Below are 13,320 nucleotides of genomic sequence, written 5' to 3'. Positions count from 1 at the left end.
ACCTAACAAAGGTTAATCCCCGTGCCTACGGGGAACAGACACCGTCATTACCTGCGCAGTTTGCAGCCATCGGTTAATCCCCGTGCCTACGGGGAACAGCTGCGGGAGGTGTGGCGATGAAAGACACAATTCGGTTAATCCCCGTGCCTACGGGGAACAGCCATCTTGTGGCCAGCAAGCAGAACCAGAACCCGGTTAATCCCCGTGCCTACGGGGAACAGGTGTGCGTCTCTATGTTGTCGATCTAAACACGCGGTTAATCCCCGTGCCTACGGGGAACAGCAGTATCCTATCGAGTTCTACAATACTGACATCGGTTAATCCCCGTGCCTACGGGGAACAGACTACACTGTATTCAGCGTATTCAGAATCAAACGGTTAATCCCCGTGCCTACGGGGAACAGTCCTCAGCGATTCCTTTAACGCTCCTGCCGGACGGTTAATCCCCGTGCCTACGGGGAACAGTAGCTATGTTGGTAATCGGCATCGGCATCAGCCGGTTAATCCCCGTGCCTACGGGGAACAGATGGTAAGGGACAACCATGGGTATGAAAGAGACGGTTAATCCCCGTGCCTACGGGGAACAGGTTTTTGCAATCAGCCACAGTCGCGCTAATGGCGGTTAATCCCCGTGCCTACGGGGAACAGATCGTTTAGGCGCTTCTCTACCCGTGATAACTCGGTTAATCCCCGTGCCTACGGGGAACAGCAAATGGAGCTGGAGTTAATCCGGCTAATTAACGGTTAATCCCCGTGCCTACGGGGAACAGTACTGGATCGGCTCGGGCAGCGCGTTGATAGTCGGTTAATCCCCGTGCCTACGGGGAACAGGCGAATTTCTGCAGCTATTGGCAATCCTATTGCGGTTAATCCCCGTGCCTACGGGGAACAGGCTGCAACTCATAGCCAGCTTGTACTAAATCCGGTTAATCCCCGTGCCTACGGGGAACAGCTGCTCTACTCTTAATCGCTCAGCCTTGACAGCGGTTAATCCCCGTGCCTACGGGGAACAGATCAGGGTTTTGTTTTGACGGATCCTAGTTTGCGGTTAATCCCCGTGCCTACGGGGAACAGTTGAGCTACAGCGAATCATACAGCCTCCCTAACGGTTAATCCCCGTGCCTACGGGGAACAGTGCTATAACTACGCCAGAAGAGCTGCTGAAGCCGGTTAATCCCCGTGCCTACGGGGAACAGCTGTAATGTCTCCTCAGCGCGCCGAGTCCAGCCGGTTAATCCCCGTGCCTACGGGGAACAGTTCTGGCCTCGCCACCCCCATAAGGCGCGACGCGGTTAATCCCCGTGCCTACGGGGAACAGAAAACATCCAAGCACGTGGCTGAATGCTAAGGCGGTTAATCCCCGTGCCTACGGGGAACAGGCCACCCTTGCCGCCCGTGGTTGTACGCCCGACGGTTAATCCCCGTGCCTACGGGGAACAGTCTATTGTAGCAGACTGATAGGGGGCAGGGCACGGTTAATCCCCGTGCCTACGGGGAACAGTTATTGACCGCCATATTTACATTTACAAAAAACGGTTAATCCCCGTGCCTACGGGGAACAGTGGTGTTGGCAGCTTGCCCGAACCGCTACGATCGGTTAATCCCCGTGCCTACGGGGAACAGTAACAAATGCAACCCTGTCCAGATAGGCAGGGCGGTTAATCCCCGTGCCTACGGGGAACAGCTGATGCCATGACAATTGAATTGAACCCAAAGCGGTTAATCCCCGTGCCTACGGGGAACAGGGCGCCGTCGCGAATAAAGATTTGTTTCATATCGGTTAATCCCCGTGCCTACGGGGAACAGTTCTAGGGTGATAAGAGCTTGCTGGATTAGTGCGGTTAATCCCCGTGCCTACGGGGAACAGATTGAGTATTGGTGAAAGAAATGAACGAATTACGGTTAATCCCCGTGCCTACGGGGAACAGGACCGTTAGCAATCTGGAGGCGATAGCAAATGCGGTTAATCCCCGTGCCTACGGGGAACAGCAACACCATGGCAGATACTATAATTCTGACGCCGGTTAATCCCCGTGCCTACGGGGAACAGGCCGTCCGGTGTCGTGGCGCGGGTCACTGCAAGCGGTTAATCCCCGTGCCTACGGGGAACAGTCAAGGGTAAAACTGATGATGTTCGCTACTCTCGGTTAATCCCCGTGCCTACGGGGAACAGAGAAAGTGAATCATGAACGAACTAATCCAATACGGTTAATCCCCGTGCCTACGGGGAACAGTGATTGCCAATCCTAACGAGCTGCTGATTACGCGGTTAATCCCCGTGCCTACGGGGAACAGGATTTGAATTCATCTGCCCACTGACAGAAATGCGGTTAATCCCCGTGCCTACGGGGAACAGGGTTTGTGATAACTGCTCTATTCTTGCAATAGCGGTTAATCCCCGTGCCTACGGGGAACAGTAACTGGGGCGATGATGACTCTGGAGACGACACGGTTAATCCCCGTGCCTACGGGGAACAGATGTTGGCAATCTGAGCCTGCGTAAATCCATACGGTTAATCCCCGTGCCTACGGGGAACAGATCACCTCAAAACAAAATTCTTGTTGAATTTACGGTTAATCCCCGTGCCTACGGGGAACAGCATGAGAGACTTTTACCCGTAAGCTGAGACCGGTTAATCCCCGTGCCTACGGGGAACAGATGATTCGGCGCTCTTTTAATGCTGCCATCAGCGGTTAATCCCCGTGCCTACGGGGAACAGACTAAAAGTATATAGTTGATTTAATGAAGAAAAAAGCATATGCATTTTTCTACCAAATATTCCATATTGTTAAAGAGCGTTATTAGGCTCTAATTTTCATTTTGCAATGGTAAGAATGTGACCAGCCTTAAACCATCAAAATCAATTGGTTCTCGTCGGTTCTGACCATAGGTTACAAAGTCAAATCCAGACTCTGTATTAGTTGCCCAAGCCATCACCACATTACCGTCTTCTGCCATAACAGATACCTGCTCCCAGAGCATTTCTCTGATTCGTTTACTCACATCGCCGACATAGACACCCGCCCTGATTTCCAGCAGCCATATCGCTAAACGACCTCTCAATCTAGGTGGCACCGCTTCGGTCACAATCATGCACATACTCATATTCAACCACTCCTATGTCCCGCATCACCGATTGAAAGTGGCTCAGGTAACGCTGGTGGTTGTGCATCTGAATAAGGCTCAGGTGGTGTGATCTCACCTGCTGCCAAAACCTCTTCAATCAAAGGTATGAGTCGCTTTAGTGTTTTATCGGTACGGAAAATTTCCCGGCAGGCAATTCGTATTTCCCTCTCAGGGGTAAATGGTGATTTAGCTGCAATACGAAAGGCAAGCGGTATGACTGTGTCGAATTTAATGATATCGGCGATATCGTATACAAAACTGAGAGGCTTTCCTGTATGGACAAAGCCGATTGCAGGGGCATACCCCGCCGCTAAAACAGCTGCCTCGGTAATTCCATATAAACAGGCTGTTGCGGCACTGATGCACTGATTAATCGTATCTCCAGCATCCCAGTTTTTAGGATCATAGTTACGACCACTCCAACGCACACCATACTGCTGAGCAAGCTTCTGATAAGTTTGACGAACCCTAGCCCCTTCAAGACCGCGGAGTTGATCAACGCTGCGTCGTTTGGGTGCTTCCTCACCAAAACGCAGTTCAAACATTTTCCTTACAACTTTAAGGCGAAGTTGCTCATCAAGGGCTAATTTTGCCTGATATAGCAACTTGTCAGATCGTGCACCACCGGGCTGGCCAGCCGAGTAAAAACGAACGCCGCCATCACCAACCCAAGTGATCAAGGTGCCTACTTCAGCCGCCAGCTTCATTGCGGCATGAGAAATACGAGTACCCGGCTCCAACATGAGACAGGCCAGTGAGCCGACCGGGATATGCATCCGTTCACCCTTCACTTCATCAATCACCACAAAGGCGCCATCTTTTACATCAATACGCCCCATTCCAATGAAAATCATTGAATTGCGATCTTTCAGTGGTATAGGCTTCAAGGGGATAAATGACATTCCCTAGCCCTCCCTAAATTAGCTAAACTCTACGGATTAACATCAACCCACATCCAAATGACTTGGCCCGTCCAATACCTACTGCCAGTTGCGACAGAAATGTGCCTGGCTCTTTGACTATCAAGATTCCTTCATAGTCCACACTGGAATAACTGATGGGCTGACGTCCTGTTTTCTTGTGAGTACGCTGCTGGCTGTATCCACAAACATTAGGTTCAACATCAAAGTCGATGCCTATACGCTCCAGCCTGGCGGGAGCTGTAAGCCAATCAATGGCAGCACGTTCCATCCTCTGTTGAATGACCTCAGGATTAGCCTCCCCCTCAATCTTGGCCTGAGTTTTAGCATGCATCAGCACATCATGACGCCCTCCCCTTTTCTGGTCAGGATTTTTCGACTTCAGTGCGATTGTTGGGTTTGCTCTCAAACGAAAGGCAAGACGATCTCCCGAGCTGAGCTGAGGTTTAAATAGCTTTGTCTCAATTTGGAACAGCTGTTCCTGGCAGATCGGCTCTGCCTCTGAGAGCACTAAAAACTCAGGCAGACCTTTGGGGCCATTGAACCCTTTGCTTTGCTCTTCGCGAAACAAAAAATTACGCTCATTCTGCTCTGTAAATAGCCGCCATAGGAGTTGATGGCTGGCATAGCTACCCTGTTGCTGAATCTTCAGTAATGCAGCTCTGGCAGATGAGGTGGGTAAAAAACGAATTCTGGACAGATACATTCACTCACTCCTTGTTAATGGTGATTTGATGCTCATCACGACTACTGAACTGCCACTTCATGCGGTTACCCGGTTCATCCCAGCGTTGCAGGGTTCGAACCACCGAGTTTGAAGATGGGTGTATCTGCTGCTTATCTCCTTGCCAGTAATAATGCTGCTGACGCGGCAGATGCAACCAGCTTTGGTCCTCTTGCGGTGATTTCAGTAAAGAAGGAAACTCCATGTCCAGAGCATTTTTCAAAGAGTCCGTTTCGATCAATTGTGGCATCAAGGGCGCTGCAAGTGGGCAAGACTTCCGCCCTAGATAAAGCGTAAATTTTGGTTTAACCAAAGCGTTCGCTAACAACTGCAAATCCATGTCATGACCGGGAGCCGATGATATGGCTATCACCCAAACACCATCGCAACGATAATCACGGCTGGAGAGGACCGTATTAAGCTTACTCTCATGCACACTGAGTTCACTTTTCCGGTGCCTGTGTTGCATTTTCTTATCCTGAGAGGGTACTTGAGCCGTATGATAGTCCCTCATCAACACACCCGAACTGAGCTGCTTGACCGCGACGTGTACTGAGTTTGCCAGCGAGGCTAGACGATCCTGCTCGTCTCGCTTTATCCCCATCGCTGCAGCCAGTAGACCCAGAATAGCAGAGCGCCCTGGGTATTGGGCCGTTGGTCTATCACCGCCAACAGCCGCTTCGCCCCAACTAGCCATAGGCCCATAGAGTCTGAATACAAGATATTGCATCACTTAACTCCTTAGTCGGTGATAAATGCCTGTAGCGCCTGAAAGCTTCCCTCTCCTGTCATTGCATTCATGCTGCAGCGATGATCAGAGCAGGCACCATAGACCTGATCAAAATTATTCAACTGTGTTTCCAGCCTCTGAATTGCATCAACAGCCTGATCATCACCTCTTACAGGCTTCAGAAAAGCTACGGATAATGAGCGAGGTTGCTGACTACCCTTTTCAGCCAGTACATAACTAGCATAGGCACGGGTTGCAAAAGAATTTTGCTTTCCTTTGGGCGGCACTTTGACAGCAGCTTCGACAAGCGCGGCTATTGCCTTATTGGCCAGCTCCGCATCACCATCCAGATTTTCGATTAACAGTTCTTTATCAATACAGATATAGCTATAAAAAAGTGCCGCGGCGAAACCCGACTCACCAATATGGGATGCCCCCCTGTCCTCCATGCCATCATTCAAGTCATCTACAGCGGTGAAGTAATCATCTTCGACCGTAACTCCATGCACGCTGATCGCATGTGCAACCTGACAAGCCGCTTCAATATTAAACTCTGGACTGGACGCCAGCATACGACCGAATAACGCAATATCCACAGCTTTGGTGCGGCTCGTCAGTAAACTGAGCTCTTTCTCATCAGGCGCTCGGTCCTCTGCAATCAGTAGATCCAGCAACTGATAAGCTGCCTTTTGTTCATCAGGGCTGATATGTGACAGCTGTTCAATTTCTAACGAATCTTTTTTCAATTTCCCAAATTGCTTTGCGATTGCTTCACACCATTGTTTAGCTTTTTTCTCATTCACATCTTTTTTGAGCAGGTAATCATACAACTCCAAACCAAAACGCTTGGTTCTGGTACCGATATGCCCTGCCATGGATGACTCAAACAGGTCAGAACAACGCCAGTTACGCTTTAAACTCTGTGAACTGATGCGCAGACGCTCGGCACCGCCCATTCGCGCAGTTTTTGGGCGCCCCAAATCATCCCGGTTCAGGTTTGATGGTGGGAAAGAGGTCAGAAGGTGAAGCTGAATAAATTTACTCATGATATTTTCCTTAATAGATCAGTAGTTCAATCTACTGTTGATTGTGAGACTTTGCGGGACTGAGCCCCAAAGTAATCTAGCGCCCAGCGCACAGCGACACGTTTATCTGCTCGACGTGTCGTCACGTGACCATAGTGCTCATCAAACCAGTCCAGAATATCGCTGGCCAATTCACGAGGGTTGACGACTCCCTTAAGCTGCTTAACCAATCGGTGTAGTCGCCGAAAAAAAACATCGGGGTCTTTTGCGGCTTGAAGTTGTTGCAACCTGAGTTCACTGACAACCGGCTTATCTGTTTTGGTGTCGATGCTGCCAAGGCTTGCAGCGAAACGCTTTGTATCAGACTTGGTGATATGAGACAGGACGGCTGCGATAGTGGCATAGGCCTGGATGTTGTATTGTTTTTCCTGACTAATCTCTTCCGGCAGGTGCAGCCACAAATCGCGAAACGCTTCGGTCAACATAGCCGCATCGGCATTCTCACAGCGTCGCAGTTCTGCACGATAACGTGTCGGCGCTTTATGCAGATTTTTTGCTTTGAGCTCTTCTTGAGAAAGCGCCATCTGCATCCACCAGCGTTCCACAACTGATAGCGCTTTTTCCCGACGCTCCTTTTTTTCAGTAGTGCTACTCATATTCAAGCCTCCTGCACTGCTTGAGTTTAAAAATTTGTCTCTATCTTATACTGCTGCCTGTACGCAACAAGCGGTTTGCCTTTGATAAACCATCCGGTCAACGCACGTCTTGCCTTAATAAAACGAGGCATATGTTTATGATCATCGGCAGCGGACAACACCAACTCATCAAACAGATCAAGCGCTGTACCACGCAAGGCTAGCAACCAGCGTTGTGCCTGTTCTGGTGTTAAGGGGATATCGGAGTCTTCTGCGGTTAGCAGCACGCTAACAGTCTCGAAGAAAGCACTTTCAGTACGTTGCCAGAATTGCAGATCAATAAAACTGAAGTCACCCTTCGCATCGCCCGGCTTTTCAAACCAAGCACTCTTTATCTCTGTCCGACACATCCAAAGAGACTCTGAGGCTAGCTGCTGGGCTGTTTTAATATGCTTGAGTAATTGATCTCGCTTACGCTGGGGCAGAACAAATAAAGGCAATTCGGTAGAGTACCAACCACGTGCTTTCATATTGTCCATGTCATAACCGAAGGACCATAGACGCTGATACTGTGGTCCCTGTATCAAGTCATACCGTCCGTCTCCATATGCGGATACAACTCTGGCCGGGATACTACCTTCAACCGGATCCAAAAAGCTCAGGCTGTGCCATTGTTTATAGGTGATCCCACCAGGCTGACCTTTGGTAGAAAGATTATCCTCATCGGGTTTTTTAGGATTTTTTCGATAGTGAGTCAAAGGATGCCACCACTCACCGCTATAGTTGTAACCATAGTTCTGCGTGCGATACTCACGCACAAACACATCACTAGGCAAACCACTTAAATCACAGGTTGCCTGTCCTTGTTCGACAACCAAGCGAATACGCCGAGGCATGGCCCAGTACATATGCAGCGGATGTACATCCTTAGCATAGACTTCTGTTCCATTTCCCTTACTTTGACGCGTTGGTGCTAACCAGGGAAACACGGACGCACTATGTAAATCAGGGTCGTCATAGGTAAACAACTCACGACTCAGAACATTCAACCAGAGTTTTTGCCACAAACTGGCAGATGCTTCATTTGGCAAAACCAGCGTGGTTAGCGGGCCTCCACCCCTGAGTCCCGTACGATGACCCTGTCCACCTGCAGGTGCATTGATCTGAAGAGTGAATAAGGCAATGGCTGCCATCGGCAATGAAGCCGTATCGAAGAGGCCACGTTTGATAAAGTGATCAGTGTTATGCTTGAGCGTATTTCCACCGGGTGCTTCAATCAGTAGCCCTGAGAATGGAGAAGCTTCCACCTCGGCTAAAAGGTCGAAATCCTGCATAAACAATGGAGCATCTGACGCATCAGTGAACATATTGAAAGCATGACGAGCCTTCTCAAGCTGCGAGAGAAGTTCTTCAGAAGTCGGAGGCTGATCATAATAATCAGCCCAAGCGTCCTCGTCTTCTGGCGCCAGCAGGGTTTGCAAAACACCAATGGCAAACTGATACGCAGCTCCTTGAAAATCTGCACGAGGAAAGTCAAAGTCGAGAATATCGGCATCTCTCAACTTGTCGAAAGAAACGATGTGACGGCTCCCATCGCTATAGCGAACGGGCAGCCAAGCGTCGAAAAGTAGATTCATTGAAGCTCCTTGCAATTTAGCTTTTGGTAATAAAGCCCAGTTTTTCCAAATAGCCGAAGTTTTGATCTTCCTCAGCCACCCACAAACGATAGCATTTAGACTGCCGATAGCGCAGTCTAAATGCTTCAGCAGTCTCGGGATCCACAGCTTCTAGCAACTGCAACTTATCAGCATGATGCTTTGGCAATTTAAGAACGCTCATGGCCAGCGGATGCGGATTACCTTCAGCCCAGAACACCACATCACCGTCTGCTCTTCGCTTGAGCACCAACACCTGGACTGTTTCAATATCACTGAAGCGGGTGCTAATTTCCGTATCATCGTCAAACCATTGTGCTGTACTCGACGCACCATAACCCTTCCCCCAGTCAATTAACTGCTGTGATGCTTTATTGGTTTTACGATTGATATCGCCTTGATGTAAGTCTTCTAACTGCTGGAGAGCCGTTGGAATATTATCGTAGGCCTCTTCACCATAGACCGCCTCAATCAACACTCTCGCCTCACCCGGCATACGGATAGCACCGGCTTCACGTAGCGCCCGCATACCCAACCAAAGCCTACCCGGCGATCGATACACTGCCTGAGTATTCCGAAACCCGCTTTTTAGCCAATTCTCACTCGGCGCTTCTGACCATTCGGGTGCGTGAACATACAGCACAGGAGCATCACGCTGATCAATAATGTTCGACTGATATTGACCATCGCGGGTTCGTGTATGACGATGCAGACGCCCTGCACGCTGAATCAAATCATCTATCGGGCAGATATCAGACAACATCACATCAGCATCGGCATCCAATGACTCCTGGAAGACCTGCGTAGCAACCACAACCCTGCCTCGACGCTGGGCTGGGCTGGATTCTTTGCCAAGACAGTCCAGCACCTCAGTTTCAATACGCTGCCGATCAAGTAAGGTAAAACGACTGTGAAAAAGCAAGCAGCGCTCTGGCTCAGGCACAACCGCCAAGACTTGCTGGTAAGCTTCAAGAGCATCTGCGACAGAGTTACAAATCCACACCACACATTGATCAGACGCCAGGGCTTTCTGGATAACACCCAGACAATCTGCGGCAGACGATAAAAACTGAACCTCAAGCGACCTGCTCACCTCAGGGCGAGAAGCAACCACTCGCTGTTTTACCCCACTCATACTGACTTGTGTTGCCAAAGGAAAACCTGTTTCGTACTCCGCCTCACCCTGCTCACAACCCAAGGTTTGTAACCAACGATTAGATAACCGTTGACGCTGACGAACGGGCAAGGTTGCCGTCAGTAGAATTGCACAACCCCCTTGGCGTACATGCAGCGCGAGAAGGTCATACAAAAGCTCCAACATGAACTCATCCGCTGCATGTACCTCATCAAAAATCAGGACCTTTCTGTGCAAACCGATCATTCGCAGAGCCTGATGGCGACGCGGCAAAACAGCCAGCAGTGCCTGATCGACAGTTCCAACACCCACAGGCGCCAATAAGGCTTTCTTGCGAGAATCTGCAAACCATTGGTTGCACGAGGCTGTAGCGGTTTGTTCAGCTAACTGGTAATTGATGTCCTCTCGAGTATCCACCATCACCAGTTCACGAAATTGCTGATGCATATCTCGCGCTCCATGTGCAAGCACAATACTGGGCCGACCTTGTTGAAACATGCCCAAATAGTGACGACTGACTCGCTCAAACATGGCATTAGACGTCGCCATGGATGGCAAGCCAAAGTAAAAGCCGTCGGCCAATCCTGCTGCCATAAGGCGCTGAGTCAAACACAGTGCCGCTTCGGTTTTACCTGCCCCTGTTACATCCTCAAGGATAAACAGCTGTGGTCCTGATTCGATCTCCACACTCGCAGACCAGTGCTGCAAAGGCGTAGGTGAGTAGTTAAAGTGCTGCTCAAAGCTTGAAAATGGCTGTACGGCATAGGCATTAAAAAGATCTGTCTGCCGCACAGCTGTTTGTGCATTTTGAAGGGCTTCAGACCAATAGGACGCGAGTGCTTTTTTATCAGCACAATAGGGGAAATAGCTGGTATTAGAGCCAAGCCAGTCGCATAGCACGGCAAGCCCGGCCAAGTGCCAACTCACCTGCTTCAGCCGTGAAAGCGTTTCTTTTTCAAATAACTGGGGTGGCCAATTTAACTCAACAAGCTGACTGGCATCCTGAATAAAGGAGACAGCATCTGAAATATTTTCATCAACACAATAGTCTTCAAGATCAATGAATGGACCATGCAAAATTGGCTTGCCATGGTGCCCCCAACTACAATCTAGCAAGACCTCTAGGGTTCTATTCAAGGTTCGGCTTGGGAGGTTGCTATTGATAAAGTGGTTAATATTAAATAGCTCTTTATAAGAAGCTATTTTCCAAATTCCCCACCCCAACCGATCATGGCGTGCCAACTTACCGTCATACGGCCTTGCAGACGTCTGAGGAGGAAGATTCAGTTTTTCGAGGGGATAAAGATTTTGAAATGCAGCTGAAAATTTGCCAAGGTCGTGCAACAAAAGAGCAAAAGTAAAAAGTGATCTCAGCTCACTGGGAGTAATACCCAGAAAACCCGCCAAATCCTGGCACAAACTCGATTGCTCGCTCAGCAGGTGCCAACCAACAGCTGCCACGTCAAGACTGTGGTAGACAAGCAAATGAAAATCATCGAAGCCTGATTTTTCAGCTTCCTTACTGATTTTACCCCAATAGTCATAATACCTTGGATACTCTGCTTTCATTATCAATCACTGCCTCCGTGTCTAAAAAGCAACGCTCTATCCTTGATAAACGAATCTCCAGCCTGAAGCAATAGATAAAAGTTAAATGACTGTCCTCACACCAGCTGCTAACCTAACACCAAACCCACTGTGCACAAGCGAGTACACCTTAAGACCCCAACCCACTACTTAACAACAGTCCGGTTACGTCCGGCCTGTTTGGCGCTGTACATCGCCTTGTCTGCACGATCAAACATACTGTTAACCGTATCACCGGCTTTAACCTGAGTTATACCAAGCGACATGGTGATTTTGACGGGTGTACTCTGAAAGTTAAACGGGCTTGTTTCAATAGTCTGACGCACTTTCTCAGCGGCAATCATGGCTTCATTGGCATCGGTTGAGGGCATGAGTATGACAAACTCTTCACCACCAAAGCGAGAAATAAAATCGACATCTCGCAGTTGTTTTTTAAAGACACGAGCCATCAAAAGGAGCACTTTATCACCGGCTAAATGACCATAGGTATCATTCACGCGTTTAAAGTAGTCGATATCGCCGACACAAAGAGAAAATACGGTTCCATACCGATTAAAACGAACCAGTTCTTCATTGAACCGCTGATCATACGCTAAACGGTTTGGCAGACCTGTTAATGGATCTGTTCGAGACTTCACATGTGCATTTTCAGCCGTTTGCCTCAGCTGATCACTCTGCCGTTCCATTGAATCCAAGCGCTCCATCAATGCCTTTTTTTCAGACCTTAACAGTTCTATTCTTTTTTGCTCGGACGCCTTGTGGTGATTCATGGCTTTAATAATACTGACGAGTTGCACGTTCACCGCTGTCTTAAGTTCATTAATGTCCTGACTTTTTTGGACATTATGATGAATCATTCGGACGTCAGATCTAACCGTCTGATCCAGAAGGTTGTTTCGACGCAACTGCTGATGTTCAGCTTCTTCCTGCGTATCAAAAAACTGTCGTAAAAAAGCCAACTGCTCATTCAAACCCGATAAATAAGCTTGAATATCTGAGTCCGTACCGCTGCCACTTAAACGTGCAAGCTCAGTGGCTTCTTTCAGGCAGTCATCCAGATCATCCGTCGAATGACTCTGCTCAAGGCGCTGGATCAGGGCTGTGGCTCTGGGTATCGATTCCGCTGGAACAATCAAACGCTGAACCAACTCCAACAGGCTGCTGGCCAATCGAGCGTTGGCCATATCGCTATGATCCGCCAGGTCGTCTTGTTCAGCCTCACTTTCATCATTCTGTATACGGGTTTGAACATCCAACAACATTGAGATCATATCGGGCAATGCATGAATATTCTCAGCATGCTCACGCATTTGCTCTTCTAGATTTTCAAATGATGCCAGATGCCGCTTGTGTTTATCCTTGGCCTGAACCTCTTTGCTCCAAAAACGCAGCTGCTTCATGATCTTCTGCGATGTTTGCAAACGAAGACCATCTAACCCCCGTATTTGCTTCTCTATTTGCTTAAGATACTTGGGGAGGCGACTCAGATCACCATTATTAAGATCATGTGTAAAACCCGACATCAAGCGATCCAACTGCGGATCTTGGCCGTGTGTTGCTAAACTAAGTTGAAAGGCTAAATCATGCACTTGGCTCAACAAGAGCTGCTGTTTTTTTTCATATCCCTCTAACTCACGCGCTGCATCACGGTATTTATTTCGCCAGTTATCAGTATCGCTCATGTATTTGAACCCGTGTGGAGTATTAGCATCTAAGCTTGCAGACCATCCTTGCCCTCGTACAGATGTATCGGGGGACACGTTTACAACCTCTTTGTCGAGG

General features: G+C 48.9%; 9 protein-coding genes and 1 CRISPR repeat array (1 of these 10 running past the window's edge). All 9 genes read right to left on the bottom strand.

What is annotated here, in order from left to right; genetic code table 11:
* A CRISPR array of direct repeats spans positions 1 to 2,720; the repeat unit is 29 nt; unit sequence CGGTTAATCCCCGTGCCTACGGGGAACAG (it extends 1,455 nt beyond the left edge of the window).
* An 89-nt stretch (positions 2,721 to 2,809) separates the two neighbouring features.
* The 9 genes from cas2e to D791_RS00065 all read right to left on the bottom strand — a co-directional run bounded on the left by cas2e (position 2,810) and on the right by D791_RS00065 (position 13,220).
* A complete protein-coding gene (cas2e, locus tag D791_RS00105) occupies positions 2,810 to 3,106 on the bottom strand; it encodes a type I-E CRISPR-associated endoribonuclease Cas2e (RefSeq protein ID WP_036506273.1) in 297 nt (98 codons plus the stop codon).
* 2 nt (positions 3,107 to 3,108) lie between these two features.
* Positions 3,109 to 4,029 (bottom strand): type I-E CRISPR-associated endonuclease Cas1e, encoded by a 921-nt coding sequence (cas1e, locus tag D791_RS00100; RefSeq protein WP_036506271.1) that lies wholly within the window; start codon positions 4,027 to 4,029, stop codon positions 3,109 to 3,111.
* A gap of 22 nt (positions 4,030 to 4,051) precedes the next feature.
* Complete coding sequence (gene cas6e / locus D791_RS00095) at positions 4,052 to 4,753, bottom strand: type I-E CRISPR-associated protein Cas6/Cse3/CasE (protein ID WP_036506269.1); 702 nt, start codon at positions 4,751 to 4,753, stop codon at positions 4,052 to 4,054.
* A gap of 4 nt (positions 4,754 to 4,757) precedes the next feature.
* The gene (gene cas5e / locus D791_RS00090; protein ID WP_036506267.1) at positions 4,758 to 5,501 is read right to left on the bottom strand and encodes a type I-E CRISPR-associated protein Cas5/CasD; all 744 of its coding nucleotides are present in this window, start codon (positions 5,499 to 5,501) and stop codon (positions 4,758 to 4,760) included.
* An 11-nt stretch (positions 5,502 to 5,512) separates the two neighbouring features.
* Positions 5,513 to 6,547, bottom strand: a complete 1,035-nt coding sequence (cas7e, locus tag D791_RS00085) for a type I-E CRISPR-associated protein Cas7/Cse4/CasC (protein WP_036506265.1) — start codon at positions 6,545 to 6,547, stop codon at positions 5,513 to 5,515.
* 26 nt (positions 6,548 to 6,573) lie between these two features.
* Complete coding sequence (gene casB, locus D791_RS00080) at positions 6,574 to 7,182, bottom strand: type I-E CRISPR-associated protein Cse2/CasB (RefSeq protein ID WP_036506263.1); 609 nt, start codon at positions 7,180 to 7,182, stop codon at positions 6,574 to 6,576.
* Between the two features lie 26 nt (positions 7,183 to 7,208).
* Positions 7,209 to 8,798 (bottom strand): type I-E CRISPR-associated protein Cse1/CasA, encoded by a 1,590-nt coding sequence (gene casA, locus D791_RS00075; protein ID WP_036506261.1) that lies wholly within the window; start codon positions 8,796 to 8,798, stop codon positions 7,209 to 7,211.
* Between the two features lie 16 nt (positions 8,799 to 8,814).
* The gene (locus tag D791_RS00070; RefSeq protein ID WP_036506259.1) at positions 8,815 to 11,520 is read right to left on the bottom strand and encodes a CRISPR-associated helicase/endonuclease Cas3; all 2,706 of its coding nucleotides are present in this window, start codon (positions 11,518 to 11,520) and stop codon (positions 8,815 to 8,817) included.
* Between the two features lie 164 nt (positions 11,521 to 11,684).
* Positions 11,685 to 13,220 (bottom strand): GGDEF domain-containing protein, encoded by a 1,536-nt coding sequence (locus D791_RS00065; RefSeq protein ID WP_036506256.1) that lies wholly within the window; start codon positions 13,218 to 13,220, stop codon positions 11,685 to 11,687.
* Positions 13,221 to 13,320 lie beyond the last annotated feature (100 nt).

This window comes from Nitrincola nitratireducens, from assembly GCF_000585235.1.
GTDB classification, from domain to species: domain Bacteria; phylum Pseudomonadota; class Gammaproteobacteria; order Pseudomonadales; family Balneatricaceae; genus Nitrincola; species Nitrincola alkalisediminis.
This window is presented reverse-complemented; position numbering and strand designations above follow the sequence as displayed.